The 15,568-nt window shown below is 71.9% G+C and carries 16 protein-coding genes; 14 read left to right on the forward strand and 2 right to left on the reverse strand.

Features of this window, described 5'->3' with window-relative positions; genetic code table 11:
* The 12 genes from BJ975_RS00450 to BJ975_RS00505 all read left to right on the forward strand — a co-directional run bounded on the left by BJ975_RS00450 (position 1) and on the right by BJ975_RS00505 (position 12,825).
* Positions 1–1,296 (forward strand): glutamyl-tRNA reductase, encoded by a 1,296-nt coding sequence (locus BJ975_RS00450; protein WP_179422594.1) that lies wholly within the window; start codon positions 1–3, stop codon positions 1,294–1,296.
* Positions 1,293–2,219, forward strand: coding sequence for a hydroxymethylbilane synthase (gene hemC / locus BJ975_RS00455; RefSeq protein ID WP_179422596.1), 927 nt, complete (start codon positions 1,293–1,295; stop codon positions 2,217–2,219). Before BJ975_RS00450 ends, hemC begins: the two co-directional genes overlap by 4 nt.
* Positions 2,216–3,892 (forward strand): bifunctional uroporphyrinogen-III C-methyltransferase/uroporphyrinogen-III synthase, encoded by a 1,677-nt coding sequence (locus BJ975_RS00460; protein WP_425545970.1) that lies wholly within the window; start codon positions 2,216–2,218, stop codon positions 3,890–3,892. The genes hemC and BJ975_RS00460 overlap by 4 nt, the downstream gene beginning before the upstream one ends.
* A 120-nt stretch (positions 3,893–4,012) precedes the next feature.
* On the forward strand, positions 4,013–4,981 hold the full coding sequence (gene hemB / locus BJ975_RS00465) for a porphobilinogen synthase (RefSeq protein WP_179422598.1): 969 nt from the start codon (positions 4,013–4,015) through the stop codon (positions 4,979–4,981).
* Between the two features lie 49 nt (positions 4,982–5,030).
* Entirely contained in the window at positions 5,031–6,350 is a 1,320-nt protein-coding gene (hemL, locus tag BJ975_RS00470; RefSeq protein WP_179422600.1) for a glutamate-1-semialdehyde 2,1-aminomutase, read from the forward strand.
* A gap of 14 nt (positions 6,351–6,364) precedes the next feature.
* On the forward strand, positions 6,365–7,015 hold the full coding sequence (locus tag BJ975_RS00475; protein ID WP_179422602.1) for a histidine phosphatase family protein: 651 nt from the start codon (positions 6,365–6,367) through the stop codon (positions 7,013–7,015).
* On the forward strand, positions 7,012–7,587 hold the full coding sequence (locus BJ975_RS00480; protein ID WP_179422604.1) for a TlpA family protein disulfide reductase: 576 nt from the start codon (positions 7,012–7,014) through the stop codon (positions 7,585–7,587). Before BJ975_RS00475 ends, BJ975_RS00480 begins: the two co-directional genes overlap by 4 nt.
* Positions 7,584–8,345, forward strand: a complete 762-nt coding sequence (locus BJ975_RS00485; RefSeq protein ID WP_317628233.1) for a cytochrome c biogenesis CcdA family protein — start codon at positions 7,584–7,586, stop codon at positions 8,343–8,345. Before BJ975_RS00480 ends, BJ975_RS00485 begins: the two co-directional genes overlap by 4 nt.
* A complete protein-coding gene (gene resB / locus BJ975_RS00490) occupies positions 8,342–9,922 on the forward strand; it encodes a cytochrome c biogenesis protein ResB (protein WP_179422606.1) in 1,581 nt (526 codons plus the stop codon). Before BJ975_RS00485 ends, resB begins: the two co-directional genes overlap by 4 nt.
* Complete coding sequence (gene ccsB, locus BJ975_RS00495; protein WP_179422608.1) at positions 9,919–10,845, forward strand: c-type cytochrome biogenesis protein CcsB; 927 nt, start codon at positions 9,919–9,921, stop codon at positions 10,843–10,845. Before resB ends, ccsB begins: the two co-directional genes overlap by 4 nt.
* Before the next feature lie 22 nt (positions 10,846–10,867).
* The gene (locus tag BJ975_RS00500; RefSeq protein WP_179422610.1) at positions 10,868–11,770 is read left to right on the forward strand and encodes an ABC transporter ATP-binding protein; all 903 of its coding nucleotides are present in this window, start codon (positions 10,868–10,870) and stop codon (positions 11,768–11,770) included.
* Entirely contained in the window at positions 11,767–12,825 is a 1,059-nt protein-coding gene (locus BJ975_RS00505; RefSeq protein ID WP_218845694.1) for an ABC transporter permease, read from the forward strand. The genes BJ975_RS00500 and BJ975_RS00505 overlap by 4 nt, the downstream gene beginning before the upstream one ends.
* A 142-nt stretch (positions 12,826–12,967) precedes the next feature.
* Here BJ975_RS00505 and BJ975_RS00510 read toward each other — a convergent pair whose 3' ends face one another.
* Positions 12,968–13,231 (reverse strand): PLD nuclease N-terminal domain-containing protein, encoded by a 264-nt coding sequence (locus BJ975_RS00510; protein ID WP_179422612.1) that lies wholly within the window; start codon positions 13,229–13,231, stop codon positions 12,968–12,970.
* 95 nt (positions 13,232–13,326) lie between these two features.
* Here BJ975_RS00510 and BJ975_RS00515 point away from each other — a divergent pair, with 95 nt between their 5' ends.
* A complete protein-coding gene (locus BJ975_RS00515) occupies positions 13,327–13,593 on the forward strand; it encodes a DUF4229 domain-containing protein (protein WP_179422614.1) in 267 nt (88 codons plus the stop codon).
* A complete protein-coding gene (cds1, locus tag BJ975_RS00520) occupies positions 13,574–14,659 on the forward strand; it encodes an L-cysteine desulfhydrase Cds1 (protein WP_179422616.1) in 1,086 nt (361 codons plus the stop codon). Before BJ975_RS00515 ends, cds1 begins: the two co-directional genes overlap by 20 nt.
* Here cds1 and BJ975_RS00525 read toward each other — a convergent pair.
* Positions 14,643–15,530 (reverse strand): 1,4-dihydroxy-2-naphthoate polyprenyltransferase, encoded by an 888-nt coding sequence (locus tag BJ975_RS00525; RefSeq protein ID WP_269303820.1) that lies wholly within the window; start codon positions 15,528–15,530, stop codon positions 14,643–14,645. The genes cds1 and BJ975_RS00525 overlap by 17 nt on opposite strands.
* Positions 15,531–15,568: the final 38 nt, after the last annotated feature.

A 15,568-nucleotide genomic window follows, 5' to 3' on the forward strand; every position in this document is an offset into this window, starting at 1 on the left:
ATGAGCGTGCTCGTCGTGGGCCTGTCCCACCGCTCCGCTCCCGTCGACCTGCTCGAGCAGGCGTCCCTCGACACCGATGCGGCGGTCAAGCTGTCGCACCAGGCGCTCGACGTCCCCGCCGTGACCGAGTCGGCCGTCATCTCGACCTGCAACCGGGTCGAGGTCTACGTGGAGGCCGACCGCTTCCACGGCTCGGTCGAGGAGGTCACGCAGCTGCTCGCCGACCAGTCGGGCCTGCGCCGCGAGGCCTTGCTGCCGTACGTCTACGTGCACTACGACCAGGCCGCCGTCGCGCACCTCTTCCGCGTCGCCGCCGGCCTCGACTCGATGATCCTGGGTGAGAGCCAGATCCTCGGCCAGGTCCGCAGCACGCTGCACCAGGCGCAGGCCGAGTCCACCGCCGGCACGAGCCTCAACGCCCTGTTCCAGCAGGCGCTGCGCATCGGCAAGCGCGGTCACGCCGAGACCGGCATCGACCGCCTCGCGCCGTCGCTGGTCACCGCCGCGCTCGACGCCGCGGGCGACGCCGTGATCGGCGACCAGAAGCGCTTCCTCGTCGCCGGCGCGGGCACGATGAGCCTGCTCGCCGTGCGCACCCTGATCGAGCGCGGCGTCGACCCGTCGCGCATCTGGGTCGCCAACCGCACGTTCCAGCGCGCCTTCGAGCTCGTCGCCACGCACGGCGTCAGCGCCGTCCGCTGGGAATCGCTCGACGTCGAGCTGTCCGCCGCCGACGTGCTCGTCACGTGCACCGGCGCCACGGGCGTCGTCTTCGACACGCCGCGCATCGAGCGCGCCACGGCCGACGGCCGCGAGCTCACCGTGATCGACCTCGCGCTGCCGCGCGACGTCGCCCACGAGGTCCGCGACCTGCCGGGCGTCGAGGTCATCGACATCGAGGTGCTCGCCGCCCGCGCCACCGCCGACTCCGTCGCCGAGGACGTCGAGCAGGTCCGCCGCATCGTGCAGTCCGAGGTCGACGCGTTCCTCGCCTCGCGTCAGCAGGCCAAGGTGACCCCCACCGTGGTCGCGCTGCGCAGCATGGCCACCGAGGTCGTCAGCGCCGAGACCGCGCGCCTGCAGTCCCGCCTGTCCGGCCTGGACGAGGCCCAGCTCGACGAGGTCCGCCGCGCGATGCGCCGGGTCGCCGAGAAGCTGATCCACCAGCCCACCGTGCGCGTCAAGGAGCTCGTCGAGGGCCCCGAGAACCTCACGTACGCCGATGCGCTGGCCCACCTGTTCCAGCTCGACCCGTCGGCGGTCACCGCCGTCACCGACCCCGGAGGAGACGCATGACCCTCCGACTCGGAACCCGCGCCAGCGCCCTGGCCACCACCCAGTCCGGCTGGGTGGCCGACCGTATCCGCGAGGCCCACGGCGTCGACGTCGAGCTCGTGATGATCTCCACCGAGGGCGACCGCTCCAGCGCGCCGCTCACGCAGATCGGCGGCACCGGCGTGTTCGTCGCCGCGGTCCGCGAGGCCGTGCTCGACGGCACGGTCGACTTCGCCGTGCACTCGCTCAAGGACCTGCCCACCGGCGACGCCGAGGGCCTGGCCCTGGCCGCCGTGCCGCAGCGCGAGGACCCCCGCGACGTGCTGATCGCCCGCGACGGGCTCACCCTCGGCGAGCTGCCCCGCGGCTCCCGCGTCGGCACCGGCAGCCCGCGCCGGGTCAGCCAGCTCAACGCGCTCGGCCTCGGCATCGAGATCGCCGAGCTGCGCGGCAATGTCGACACCCGGATCGGCAAGGTCACCGGCGGCCAGCTCGACGCGATCGTGCTCGCCCGCGCCGGACTGCTGCGCCTGGGCCGTGCCGACGAGGCCACCGAGGTCCTCGACCCCCTGCAGATGCTGCCGGCTCCCGGACAGGGAGCCCTCGCCGTCGAGTGCCGCGCCGATGACGACGCGACCCTCGACCTGCTCTCCGTGATCGACGATCCCGACACCCGGGCCGCCGTCACGGCCGAGCGCACCCTCCTCGCCACCCTCGAGGCCGGGTGCAGCGCGCCCGTCGGAGCTCTCGCCGACGTCGTCTGGGGGGACGACGGAGACGAGCTCTGGCTGCGCGCCGTCGTCGGAGACCTCTCCGGCAACCCCGTCATCCGACGGTCCGCCTCCGGTACTCCCACGGAAGCCGCCGCCCTCGGGCGCCGGCTCGCCGAGGAGCTGCTGGCCGAGGGCGCCGATCAGCTCATGGGCTCGGTGACCGCCCCATGAGCACCACCACGCAGCACGAGACTCCGCCACCGAACAAAGCAAGGAAGAGCGTGTCCACCACCTCCGCGATGCCCACGTCCCCCGCCACCACCGCGACCAGCACCCAGCCTGTGGGCCGGGTCAGCTTCGTCGGTGCCGGCCCCGGCGACGCCAGCCTGCTGACCGTGCGAGCCACCGAGGTGCTCGCCCAGGCCGACGTCGTGATCGTCGAGTCCCCCGAGCAGGAGGCGCTCGTCACCAACGGTGCTGAGATCGTCGACGGCGGCACGAACGCCTCGGGCGAGACCCTCACGCACGCCGCCCGCGGCAAGCTCGTCGTCAAGCACGCCAAGACCGGCGCCCACGTCGTGCGCCTCATGGTCGGCGACCCGTTCACGTACGCCACGGGCCCCGAGGAGGCGACGGCCTGCGCCAAGGCCGGCATCTCCTTCGAGGTCGTCCCGGGCGTCTCGTCGGTCTCCGCGGTCCCGGCGTACGCCGGCGTGCCGCTGACCGACAAGCAGCACCGCGAGTTCAAGGTCGTCAGCGTCGGCGACGCCTCGGTCGACTGGACCGAGGCCGCCCGCCACGAGACGCTCGTGCTGCTCTCGGCCGTGAACCGCATCGCCGAGGTCGCCTCCGGCCTGGTCGAGGCGGGCCGCTCGCCCGAGACGCCCGTCGCCATGACGCGCCTGGGCACCACCACCCGCCAGGAGACCGTGGTCTCCACGCTCGCCGGCATCGCCGACGCCGCGAAGGCCGCGCAGATGACCCCGCCGGCGATCGTCGTCGTGGGCGAGGTCGTCGCCCAGCGCGACGCGCTGTCGTGGTTCGAGACCAAGCCGCTCTACGGCTGGCGCGTGCTGGTGCCCCGCACGAAGGAGCAGTCGCAGTCGCTCGCGGCGCGCCTGCGGATGTACGGCGCGGTCTCCGAGGAGGTCCCCACCATCTCGGTCGAGCCGCCGCGCAACCCGCAGCAGATGGACAAGGCCGTCCGCGGCCTCGTCGAGGGTCGCTACGAGTGGGTCGCCTTCACCAGCGTCAACGCCGTCAAGGCCGTCCGCGAGAAGTTCGAGGAGTACGGACTCGACGCGCGCGCCTTCTCGGGCCTGAAGATCGCCGCCGTCGGCGAGAAGACCGCCGAGGCCATCGAGACCTGGGGCATCCGTCCCGACCTCGTGCCCTCGGGCGAGCAGTCCGGTCGTGGCCTGCTCGAGGACTGGCCGCCGTTCGACGAGCTGCTCGACCCGATCAACCGCGTCTTCCTGCCGCGCGCCGACATCGCCACCGAGACCCTCGCGGCCGGCCTGGTCGAGCTGGGCTGGGAGGTCGACGACGTCACCGCCTACCGCACCGTCCGGGCCTCGCCGCCGCCGGCGCCCACCCGCGAGGCGATCAAGTCGGGCAAGTTCGACGCCGTGCTGTTCACGTCGAGCTCGACCGTGCGCAACCTCGTCGGCATCGCCGGCAAGCCGCACGCGACGACGATCATCGCCTGCATCGGTCCCGCCACGGCGAAGACCGCGGAGGAACACGGCCTGCGCGTCGACGTGATGGCCGAGAAGCCGTCCGCCGAGGAGCTGGCCGACGCCCTCGCGCAGTTCGGCGAGGCGCGCCGCCTGCAGTTCGTGGAGGCCGGCGAGCCGGTCCTGCGTCCCTCGCAGAAGAAGCCGTCCTCGCGCCGCAAGGCCTGAGACTGTCGGTTTCCCCGGTTAAGTGGGTTTCCTGTCACTGAACGAGGTTTGCGAACCCCGTTCAGTGACAGTTTCCCCGCTTAACCGGGGAAACTGCGCCCCGCCGAAGGAGAGGCAAGCATGATCGAGCGCCCCCGCAGGCTGCGGTCCACCGCGGCCGTGCGCCGCCTGGTGCGTGAGACGCACCTGGCCCCGTCGCAGCTGGTGCTGCCGATGTTCGTGGCCGAGGGGATCTCCGAGCCCCGGCCGATCACGAGCATGCCGGGCGTCGTCCAGCACTCGCGCGAGCACGCCCGCCGCGCCTACGCCGAGGCGGTCGAACTCGGTCTCGGCGGCGTCATGCTGTTCGGCGTGCCCGAGCACAAGGACGCCGTGGGGTCGGGCGCGCTCGATCCCGAGGGCATCCTCAACCTCGCGATCGCCGACGCGCGCGCCGAGGTCGGCGACGACCTGCTGGTGATGAGCGACCTGTGCCTCGACGAGTTCACCGACCACGGCCACTGCGGCGTGCTCGACGCGCAGGGCCGGGTCGACAACGACGCCACCGTGGAGATCTACGGCCGGATGGGCGTGGCGCAGGCGCAGGCCGGCGCCCACGTCGTCGGCCCCAGCGGCATGATGGACGGCCAGGTCGAGGTCATCCGCCGTGAGCTCGACGCCGTCGGCCACCAGGACGTCGTCATCCTCGCCTACGCCGCGAAGTACGCCTCGGCGTTCTACGGCCCCTTCCGCGAGGCGGTCGACTCGTCGCTGCAGGGCGACCGCCGCACCTACCAGCAGGACCCGGGCAACCGCCGCGAGTCACTGCGCGAGACCCTCCTCGACCTCGAGCAGGGCGCCGACATCGTCATGGTCAAGCCGGCCATGTCGTACCTCGACATCGTCGCCGACGTGCGCCTGGCCGTGGACGTGCCGGTCGCGGCCTACCAGGTGTCGGGGGAGTACGCGATGATCGAGGCCGCCGCCGCCAACGGGTGGATCGACCGCGACCGCGCGATCGACGAGTCGCTGCTCAGCATCCGCCGCGCGGGCGCCGACATCGTCCTGACCTACTGGGCGGCCGAGGTCGCCCGCCGCCTGACGCGCTGACCGTGACGTCCTCGCGGACATCACCGCAGCGCTCCCGAGAGGAGCACGCATGAGCACCACCGCATCCGAGGAGCTGTTCGCCCGGGCCCAGCAGGTGTCGCCCGGCGGCGTGAACTCGCCGGTCCGCGCCTTCCGCGCCGTGGGCGGCACGCCGCGCTTCATGGCCTCGGGCACGGGCGCGTGGCTGACCGATGCCGACGGCAACCGCTACGTCGACCTCGTCGGCTCGTGGGGCCCGATGCTGCTGGGCCACGCGCACCCCGAGGTCATCGAGGCCGTCACCGCCGCGGCCGCCCGCGGCACCAGCTTCGGCACGCCCGCGGAGCCCGAGGTGCTGCTCGCCGAGGAGATCGTCGGCCGCACGCCGGTCGACCGCGTGCGCCTGGTCTCCTCGGGCACCGAGGCCACCATGTCGGCCATCCGACTGGCCCGCGGCTTCACGGGTCGCGACCGCATCGTGAAGTTCAGCGGCTGCTACCACGGTCACGTCGACGCGCTGCTGGCCGAGGCCGGCTCGGGCGTCGTCACCCTCGGCATCCCGGGCACGCCCGGCGTCCCGGCCCACGTCACCGCCGACACGATCGTGCTGCCCTACAACGACCCGGCCGCCGTCGACGCGGCCTTCGCCGAGTACGGCGACCAGATCGCCTGCGTCATCACCGAGGCCGCCGCCGGGAACATGGGCGTCGTCCCGCCGCACCCGGGCTTCAACGAGCACCTCGCCCGCACGTGCGCCGAGCACGGCGCGCTGTTCATCACCGACGAGGTGATGACCGGCTTCCGCGCCGCGCGCAGCGGCTACTGGGAGATCGACGGGAAGGTCGAGGGCTGGAAGCCCGACCTCATGACCTTCGGCAAGGTCATGGGCGGTGGCTTCCCGGCCGCGGCGTTCGGCGGGCGCGCCGACGTCATGGACCTGCTCGCGCCGGTCGGCCCGGTCTACCAGGCGGGCACACTGTCGGGGAACCCCGTGGCCACCACCGCCGGCCTCACCACGCTGCGCTTGGCCACCCCGGAGGTCTACGACCGGCTGAACGCGACGTCCACGCAGGTGCAGTCGCTCGTCTCCGACGCCCTCGCCGAGGCGGGCGTCCCGCACACCCTGCAGACCGCCGGCACGATGTTCAGCGTCTTCTGGGGCGTCGCCGAGCCGGTGGCCGACTTCGCCGGCGCGCAGTCCCAGGACACCGCCGCCTACACGGCGTTCTTCCACGCCATGCTCGACGCCGGCGTCTACCTGCCGCCCAGCGCGTACGAGGCCTGGTTCCTCTCCGCGGCACACGACCCCGACGTCGACTCCGAGCCCCTCTCTAGACTGGCCGAAGCCCTCCCCGGCGCCGCCCGCGCGGCCGCCGCCGCGGCCCGCTGACACGAAGGAACCAGATGAGCACCCGCACGATCGTCCACCTGATGCGCCACGGTGAGGTCCACAACCCCGAGGGCGTCCTCTACGGCCGTCTCGCCGGCTACAACCTCTCCGACCTCGGCCACGAGATGGCCGCCACGGTCGCCGAGTCGCTGAAGTCCCACGACATCACGCACCTGGTCGCCTCGCCGCTGGAGCGCGCGCAGCAGACCGCGAAGCCGGTCGCGGACATCCTCAAGCTCGACATCCACACCGACGAGCGCGTCATCGAGGCGGGCAACAAGTTCGAGGGCCGCACCGTCGGCGTCGGACCGAAGGCGTTCCTGAACCCGCGCTTCTGGCCGTGGCTGTGGAACCCGTTCCGTCCGTCCTGGGGCGAGGCGTACGCGCACATCGCCGGCCGCATGCTGCTGGCGATCGACGACGCCCGCGAGGCCGCCCGCGGTCACGAGGCGCTCATCGTGTCGCACCAGCTGCCCGTGTGGATCGCGCGCAAGTCCTACGAGAAGGGCCGCTTCGCGCACGACCCGCGCAACCGCCAGTGCACGCTCGCCAGCCTCACCACGCTGACCTTCGAGGACGACACCTTCAAGGGCCTCGTCTACAGCGAGCCCGCCGGTCACCTCATCCCCGACGCCCTGCGCGGGAAGTTCGTCGGCGGGGCATGACGAACAGGCAGTCCGCGCGACTCCTCGTGGTCGCGCTCATGGCGCTCGTCCTCTCGGCGTGCGTCGGCGGGGTCAAGGACACCGGCGACGACGGCTTCATCTCGGGCAACGGCGAGATCACCTTCATCGACCCGGGCAAGCGCCAGCCCGCGCCCGAGCTGAAGGGCACCGACCTCGACGGCAACGAGATCAGCTCGGCCGACTTCGCCGGGCAGGTCCTCGTCGTCAACCTGTGGGGTTCGTGGTGCGCGCCCTGCCGTGCCGAGGCGCCCGCGCTGCAGAAGGCCTCCAGTGAGCTGGCCGACGAGAAGGTGCAGTTCCTCGGCCTGCTGACCAAGGACAACCCGGCGCCGGCCAAGGCGTTCAACGCCGAGTTCGGCATCGACTACCCGAGCATCGACGACTCCGCGGGTCGCAACCAGGCCGCGTTCGCCGACTCGCTGCCGTCGGTCGCGATCCCCACCACGTGGGTCATCGACAAGAACGGCAAGGTCGCCGCCCGCGTGATGGGCGAGCTCACCGACGCGACGCTGCGTGGTCTGGTGGAGCAGACCAAGAAGAGCACGTCGTGATCTCTGGCGACATCACCGAGTGGTTCCTGGACACGGCTGCCTCGGGCAACCTCGTCCTCACGGTGCCCGTCGCCCTGCTCGCCGGCCTCGTCTCCTTCTTCAGCCCGTGCGTGGTCCCGCTGCTGCCGGGCTACCTGTCCTACGTCTCCGGCGTCGCCGTCACCGAGCTCGAGACCGCGCGACGCGGCCGGGTCGTGGCGGGCTCCCTGCTCTTCGTGCTGGGCTTCAGCGCGGTGTTCGTGGCCGGGGGAGCGCTGTTCGGCGCCGCCGGCCAGCAGCTGCTGCCGTACCAGCGGGAGATCTCGATCGTCGCCGGCATCCTGCTCGTGGTGATGGGCCTGGCGTTCCTGGGCTGGGTCCCGCTGCTCCAGCGCGACGTCCGCAAGCACGGCGTCCGCCGCGTCGGCCTCGTCGCCGCGCCGCTGCTGGGCGTCGTGTTCGGTGTCGGCTGGACCCCCTGCATCGGCCCCACGCTCACCGCCGTGCTGGCCCTCTCGGCGAACGAGGCCACGGCCGGGCGAGGCGCGTTCCTCGCGCTCGTCTACTGCCTGGGCCTCGGCCTGCCGTTCGTCGTCGCGGCCCTGTTCCTGAGCCGGTTCCTGCGCGTCACCGGGTGGGTGCGCCGCCACCAGCGCCTCGTCTCGGCCATCGGCGCCGCCCTGCTCATCGCCACCGGCGTCCTGCTGATCACCGGCTGGTGGCAGGACATGGTCATCGCCCTGCAGCACTGGATCAGTGGATTCGAGGTCCTCCTGTGAGTCCCCGCGACAAGCGCAACGAGGTCGCGTCCGAGCTGCGCCCGCTCGAGTTCGGTCGCTGGGCCTGGCGCCAGCTGACGTCGATGCGCACGGCCCTGCTGCTCCTGCTGCTGCTGGCGATCGCGGCCGTGCCGGGCTCGTTCATCCCGCAGCGCGGCGTCGACGCCCGCGCGGTCCAGGCGTACTACCTCGACCACCCGAAGCTCGCGCCCGTGCTGGAGAAGCTGGGCATGTTCAGCGTGTTCTCCTCGGTGTGGTTCAGCGCCATCTACCTGCTGCTGATGGTGTCGCTGATCGGCTGCATCCTGCCGCGCTGCAAGGTCTACGCCCAAGGCCTGAGGGCACGCCCGCCGAAGGCGCCGCGCAACTTCGGGCGGCTGCCCGCGAACGACCGCTTCGAGACCGAGAAGTCGGTCGCCGAGGTGCTCGAGGCCGGTCGCCGCGCGCTGCCGCGCGCCCGCATCGACGTGGTGCAGGAGAGCGACGACGCCGGCGAGCTGCGCGCCGAGAAGGGCTACCTGCGCGAGCTGGGCAACCTGGTCTTCCACATCTGCATCGTCGTGGCACTGCTCGGCGTGGCCGCCGCCGCGCTGTGGGGCTACCGCGGCAACGTGATCGTGGTCGAGGGCGGCGGCTTCAGCAACACGCTCTCGCAGTACGACGAGTTCTCCTCCGGCGCGATGTTCGACGCCCAGACCGACCTCGACCCGTGGTCGATCCAGCTCGAGGACGTCCTGACCCGCTTCTACGTCGAGGGCAACCAGCGCGGCGCGCCGAAGCTCTTCCGCGCGACCGGCACCTACAACGAGGCCGGCAGCGACGACGACGGCGAGTTCTCGATCGAGGTCAACCACCCGCTCGCGGTGGGCGGCGAGGACGTCTTCCTCGTCGGCCAGGGCTACGCGCCGGTCATCCGCGTCACCGACTCCACCGGGCGGGTCGCGTTCGACGGTCCCGTGCCGTTCCTGCCGGCCGACTCCACCTACACGTCCACGGGCGTCGTCAAGGTGCCCGACGCCGACGGCGAGCAGCTCGGCTTCCAGGGCTTCTTCCTGCCGACCGCGTTCTCGTCCGACCCCGACAAGCCCTCGGTCTCGGTGTTCCCCGGCGCGCTCAACCCGCGCATCGGCATGAACCTGTGGACCGGCGACCTCGGCCTCGACGAGGGCGTCTCGCAGTCGGTCTACTCGCTCGACACCACGAACATGACGCAGGTGAAGGAGGGCGACGGGAACTTCCGCGTCGACCTCGGCCCGGGCGAGAGCCAGGACCTCCCCGGCGGCGGGACGATCGAGTTCGTCGAGCTGAAGCAGTTCGCGCGCTTCCAGATCGGTCACACGCCCGTCCCGTGGCTGCCGCTGTTCGGCGTGGGCGTTGGCATCCTGGGCCTGACGGCCTCGCTGATCGTCCGCCCGCGGCGCACCTGGATCCGAGCCCGCCGGGACGGATCACGTACCGTGGTGGAGGTGGCAGCGCTCGATCGCGTTCCGCGCGACGACCTCCCCGCAGAACTCGACGACCTGTTGACCCGGCTGCACGCGGAGCTGGGCGACGAGCACGCGAAGGAACCGGCATGACTCTCGACCAGTGGGCCCAGCTGTCCAACTACCTCACCGGTTCGGCATTCGCCGTCCTGTGCATCGCGTTCTTCTGCCATGTGGCCGAGTGGGTCTCGGCCCGCCGCCAGGCGCCGGTCGCCGTCGCCGCCGGCGCGTCCGAGGGCGCCGTCGCCACGGCCGACGCCGACGACGAGCCCGAGACGCCCGACCGCCTCGTCGGCATCGCCGTCTCGCTCACCGTGCTGGGCACCCTGCTGCTGATCGGCGGCTCGGTCACCCGCGCCCTGGCGACGCAGCGCGCCCCGTTCGGCAACATGTACGAGTTCGGCGTCACCGGCACGGCCATCGCGCTGACTGTCTACCTGATCATGGTGTGGCGCTCGCGCATCCAGTGGATGGGCGGCGTCGTCCTGGGGGTCAGCCTGTTCATCCTGGGCATGTCGATCTCCAGCTACACGCCCGCCGGCCCGCTCGTGCCCGCGCTCAACACGTTCTGGAAGTACATCCACGTCAGCTCGATCATGGTCGCCGCGGCGATGTTCATGGTCGGCGCCGCAGCCAGCGTGCTCTACCTCGTGAAGGTCCGCGCCGAGGAGCGCGGCAAGGTCGGACCCGTCCTGGCCCGCTTCCCGACGTCCGCGCGGATCGACCAGGTCGCCTTCCGGATGAACGCCATCGGCTTCCCGATGTGGACCTTCGGCGCGCTGATCTCCGGCCCGATCTGGGCCCACCTGGCCTGGGGCCGCTACTGGGGCTGGGACCCCAAGGAGGTCTGGGCGCTCATCACCTGGATCGTCTACGCGGGCTACCTGCACGCGCGCGTCACGGCCGGCTGGAAGGGCAAGCGCGCCGCCTACCTCGCGCTGATCGGCTTCGTCACGTTCATCATCAGCTACTACGTGGTGAACCTGTTCGTCTCGGGCCAGCACAGCTACGCCTGAGCCGTCCGTTAGCCTCGCGCTCATGGGCGCACGCATCGAGGTCGCCGGCCTCACCAAGGTCTACGGCGACCTGACCGCCGTCGACGACCTGACCTTCACCGTCGAGCCGGGGGAGTTCTTCGGTCTCCTCGGACCCAACGGCGCGGGCAAGACCACCGCGCTGGAGATGATCGAGGGGCTGCGTCACCCCGACGCGGGCTCGGTCTCGATCGACGGCCACGACCCGTGGAAGCGCGACCCCGTGCTGCAGCGCCGCCTCGGCGTCCAACTGCAGTCCTCGGCGTTCTTCGAGCGCCTCACCGCCCGTGAGCAGCTGGCCACGTTCGCCGCGCTCTACGACGTGCCCGCGGCCCGCGCCGACGCCCTGCTCGAGCAGGTCGGGCTCGAGGAGAAGGCCGACTCGCGCGTCGAGGACCTCTCGGGCGGCCAGGCGCAGCGACTCTCGATCGCGTGCGCGCTCGTGCACGATCCCGAGGTGGTCTTCCTCGACGAGCCCACCGCCGCGCTCGACCCGCAGGCGCGACGCAACCTGTGGGACTTCCTGCGCGGCCTCAACGACTCCGGACGCACCGTCGTGCTGACGACGCACTACATGGAGGAGGCCGAGGTGCTGTGCGACCGGGTCGCGATCGTCGACCGCGGCCGGCTGCTGGAGCTCGACTCGCCCGCGGCGCTCGTGCGCGGCCTCGACGCGCCCACCCGGATCAGCCTCGCGCCCGATGCGATCGACGAGGCCGGTGCCCGCGCCATCCCCGGCGTCGAGGAGGTGCAGGTGCACCCCGACCGCACGATCCTGTCCACCCGCCGCCCCGCCGAGGTGCTCGCCGAGCTGGCCCGCCTCGACGCCCTCAACGGACTCACCGCCTCGGGCGCCACGCTCGAGGACGTGTTCCTGAGCCTGACCGGACGGAAGTACCGCTCGTGACCGCACTGCTCTCGCTCTCGCGCGCGATGTTCAAGGGCTTCGTCCGCGACCGCATGACCCTGTTCTGGGCGGTGCTGTTCCCGCTCATGTTCCTCGTGCTCTTCGGCGGCATCCTCACCGACCAGGGCGCCCCGCGGCTCGAGGTCGTCCAGGTGGGCACGGTCGCCGCGCTCGACGACATGCCCGCCGACGCACGCAAGGCGCTCGACGAGAGCGTGGAGATCACGAAGTCCTCCGACGAGGCCCAAGCCCTCCAGGAGGTCCGCGACGGCGACATCGCCGCCGTGGTCACCGAGGAGGGCGACCGGATGGTCGTGCACTTCTCGCAGGCCGACCAGGTCGCCGCGGCTCGCGTGCGCGGCACGTTCCAAGGCGTCGTCGACTCGGCCAACCTCGCGGCCGCGGGCGGCACGCCGGCGTTCACGCTCGAGCCACGTCAGGTGGAGGACGAGTCCCTCGAGACGATCCAGTACGTCACCCCCGGCCTGCTGGGCTGGGCCATCGCCATGAGCGCCACGTTCGGCGCCGCGGTGAACCTCGTCGCCTGGCGCCAGTCCGGGCTGCTGCGGCGGCTGCGGCTCGCGCCGATCCCGACCTCGTCGGTGGTGCTCGCGCGCGTGGGCGTCAGCGTCTCGGTCGCGCTCGGCCAGACCGCGATCTTCCTCGGCCTCGCCGTCGGGGCGTTCGGTCTCGTGCTCACCGGCTCGTGGCCGCTCGTGATCCCGCTCGTCCTGGCGGGCACACTCGCCTTCCTCTCGATCGGCATGCTGGCCGGCTCGATCAGCAAGACCGAGGAGGGGGCGGTCGGCCTGGCGAACTTCATCGTGCTGCCGATGGCGTTCCTGTCGGGCTCGTTCTTCTCGCTGGAGGGGGCGCCGGACTGGCTGCAGGCCATCAGTCGGCTGCTGCCGCTGCGGCACCTCAACGACGCCATGCTCGACGTGATGGTGCGCGGTCAGGGCGTCGAGGCGATCATCGCGCCGATGGCGATCCTGCTCGGCTTCACCGCCGTGTGCGCGCTCATCTCCGCGCGCGTCTTCCGCTGGGACGCCTGACCCCTCAGGAGGCGGTGAGCTGTCAACCCTTCCCGGGGTGGGGCGGTGCGTCAGCAACCGCATGGGAGTCCCCATCGGTTGAGGACTCACCGGGCACCCGCGGGTTCGGTTGAGGACTCACCGCCCACCGAGGGGCAGCGGCTCAGAGGCCGCGCAGGAAGTCGGGGTCGTCGTCGGGGCCGAGGGGCCGCGGCGGACGCTTGCGCGGGCCACTGCCGGGGGAGCGGCCCTTGGCCACGCCGAAGATCAGCCACAGGGCGGCGCCGGCGTACGGCGCGAGGACGATCAGCAGGGCCCAGCCCCACTTCGGCAGGTGCTGCACGCGGTCCCGCGGCGTCGCCACGAGGTCGTAGAGGCTGTAGACCGTGAGGACCACGGCCGCCAGCACGAGGAACACCTTGCCCATGGCCAGAGCGTACCGACCCGGTTCCAGCCGCGCGCCCGGATGCGGCGGCCTCCCGCGCGTCCGGGGGCTCGGTCCCGGCGACTAGAATCCGGGGCATGAAGGCCTTCTGGACGTACACGCTCGCTCGACTCGGGGTCTTCCTCGTCACGTGGGCGGTGCTGTTCGGGATCTCCCGCCTCGTCTTCGACCCGACCGCGGTGCTCGACCTCTGGGTCCTGCTGCTCGCGCTCGTCGTGTCCTCGGTCATCGCGATGTTCACCCTGCGCGGCCTGCGCGACCAGGTGGCGGTGAAGCTGCAGGAGCGCGCCCAGGCCCTCAACGACCGCATCGAGGAGTCGCGGCGTGCCGAAGACGTCGACTGACGACCGCGCCTGGCTGGCCGACGCGGTCCGCCGCGTCGAGGCCGACGCCAACCGCAGCGCCGACACCCACCTGCACGCCCTGGACCTGCCGTTCCCGGGCGTGCAGATCTATCTCAAGGACGAGTCGGTCCACCCGACCGGCAGCCTGAAGCACCGCCTCGCGCGCTCGCTGTTCCTCTACGCCCTGTGCAACGGCTGGATCCACCGCGGGACCACGATCGTCGAGGCGTCCAGCGGCTCCACCGCGGTCTCGGAGGCCTACTTCGCGCGGCTGCTGGGGCTCCCGTTCGTGGCGGTCATGCCGCGCAGCACCAGCGCCGAGAAGATCTCCTTGATCGAGTGGTACGGCGGTCGCTGTCACTTCGTCGACGACGCCCGGCGGATGTACGCCGAGGCGCAGCGGCTGGCCGACGAGTGCGACGGCCACTACATGGACCAGTTCACCTACGCCGAGCGCGCCACCGACTGGCGCGGCAACAACAACATCGCGGAGTCGATCTTCGCCCAGCTGTCGGCCGAGCCGCACCCGATCCCGGAGTGGATCGTCGTCAGCGCGGGCACCGGCGGCACGTCGGCCACGATCGGCCGCTTCGTGCGCTACCGCCGCTTCGACACCCGGCTGCTGGTCGCCGACCCCGAGGGCTCGGCGTTCTACGACGGCTGGGACACCGACTCCTCCGACGTCACCACCGACCGGGCGCCGCGGATCGAGGGCATCGGCCGGCCGCGCGTCGAGCCGTCGTTCGTCGGCGGCGTCGTCGACGAGATGGTGCGGGTGCCCGACGCCGCCTCGATCGCCGCGATGCGCTGGACCTCCGACCTCATCGGCCGGCCCGTCGGCGGCTCCACCGGCACCAACATGTGGGCGGCGCTCGGCCTGGCCTCGCGGATGGTCGCGGAGGGATGCGAGGGCTCGATCGTCACGCTGCTGTGCGACGGCGGCGACCGCTACACGCACACCTACTTCGACGACCGATGGGTGGCCGAGCACGACCTCGACCCCACGCCCTACCTGCAGCAGCTGTCCGAGCTCACCCGGACGGGCACGTTCACACCGGACCGATGAACAGGCCCACGGTCAGGCCCACGGCGTAGACCAGCTCGGCGATGCCCGTCTCCTTGAGCACCGGGATCAGCGCCGGGCCCGTCGCGCCCGAGCGGACGGCCGAGGCGGCCCGGCCCGCGGTGGGCATGCCCAGCCAGGCCAGCAGCGCCCACGGGGTCTGGGTGGCGCACCAGGCGACGACGAGGACGAACGCCACGAGGACCAGGCCGACGTAGAGCCAGCGCGTGCGCCGGTCGCCCAGCACGACGGCCAGGGTGCGCTTGCCCGTCTCGGTGTCGGTGGGGATGTCGCGCAGGTTGTTGGCCACGAGGATCGCGCAGGCCAGCGAGCCGACGCCGATCGCGCCCGCGACGCTCACGCCGTTGATGCTGCCCAGCTGGACGTAGGTGGTGCCGAGGACGGCCACGAGGCCGAAGAACACGAACACGCTCACCTCGCCGAGCGCCCGGTAGCCGTACGGCTTCGAGCCACCGGTGTAGCCCCAGGCCGCGAGGATCGCGACGGCACCGACGGCGATCAGCCACCAGCCCGACGTGGCGGCGAGGACCAGTCCGAGGAGGGCGCCGAGGCCGAGGAACGCGAACGCCGCGCGCTTGACCTTCTCGGGCGCGACGAGGCCTGACCCGACGAGGCGCAGCGGGCCGACGCGGTTCTCGTCGGTGCCCTTCACGCCGTCGGAGTAGTCGTTGGCGTAGTTGACCCCGACCTGCAGTGCGAGGGAGACGCCGAGCGCCACGAGCGCCTTCCACCAGACGAATCCGTCGTCGTAGGCGGCGGCGCCGGTGCCGACGGCGACGGGGGCGATGGCGGCGGGCAGCGTGCGCAGCCGCGCGCCCTCGATCCACAGTTTCAGGCCGGTCGGGGAGGTCACCCCGTGAGTGTAGGAGGCGCCTGTCGGCCCGGTCCTAC

It is taken from the genome of Aeromicrobium tamlense (genome assembly GCF_013408555.1).
Taxonomy (GTDB): domain Bacteria; phylum Actinomycetota; class Actinomycetes; order Propionibacteriales; family Nocardioidaceae; genus Aeromicrobium; species Aeromicrobium tamlense.

What these genes read in the sequence shown, in the direction of transcription:
- BJ975_RS00450 (WP_179422594.1), top strand. Translation starts at nt 1, where the DNA reads ATGAGCGTGCTCGTCGTGGGCCTGTCCCACCGCTCCGCTCCCGTCGAC.
- hemC (WP_179422596.1), top strand. Translation starts at nt 1,293, where the DNA reads ATGACCCTCCGACTCGGAACCCGCGCCAGCGCCCTGGCCACCACCCAG.
- BJ975_RS00460 (WP_425545970.1), top strand. Translation starts at nt 2,216, where the DNA reads ATGAGCACCACCACGCAGCACGAGACTCCGCCACCGAACAAAGCAAGG.
- hemB (WP_179422598.1), top strand. Translation starts at nt 4,013, where the DNA reads ATGATCGAGCGCCCCCGCAGGCTGCGGTCCACCGCGGCCGTGCGCCGC.
- hemL (WP_179422600.1), top strand. Translation starts at nt 5,031, where the DNA reads ATGAGCACCACCGCATCCGAGGAGCTGTTCGCCCGGGCCCAGCAGGTG.
- BJ975_RS00475 (WP_179422602.1), top strand. Translation starts at nt 6,365, where the DNA reads ATGAGCACCCGCACGATCGTCCACCTGATGCGCCACGGTGAGGTCCAC.
- BJ975_RS00480 (WP_179422604.1), top strand. Translation starts at nt 7,012, where the DNA reads ATGACGAACAGGCAGTCCGCGCGACTCCTCGTGGTCGCGCTCATGGCG.
- ccsB (WP_179422608.1), top strand. Translation starts at nt 9,919, where the DNA reads ATGACTCTCGACCAGTGGGCCCAGCTGTCCAACTACCTCACCGGTTCG.
- BJ975_RS00500 (WP_179422610.1), top strand. Translation starts at nt 10,868, where the DNA reads ATGGGCGCACGCATCGAGGTCGCCGGCCTCACCAAGGTCTACGGCGAC.
- BJ975_RS00510 (WP_179422612.1), bottom strand. Translation starts at nt 13,231, where the DNA reads ATGGGCAAGGTGTTCCTCGTGCTGGCGGCCGTGGTCCTCACGGTCTAC.
- BJ975_RS00515 (WP_179422614.1), top strand. Translation starts at nt 13,327, where the DNA reads ATGAAGGCCTTCTGGACGTACACGCTCGCTCGACTCGGGGTCTTCCTC.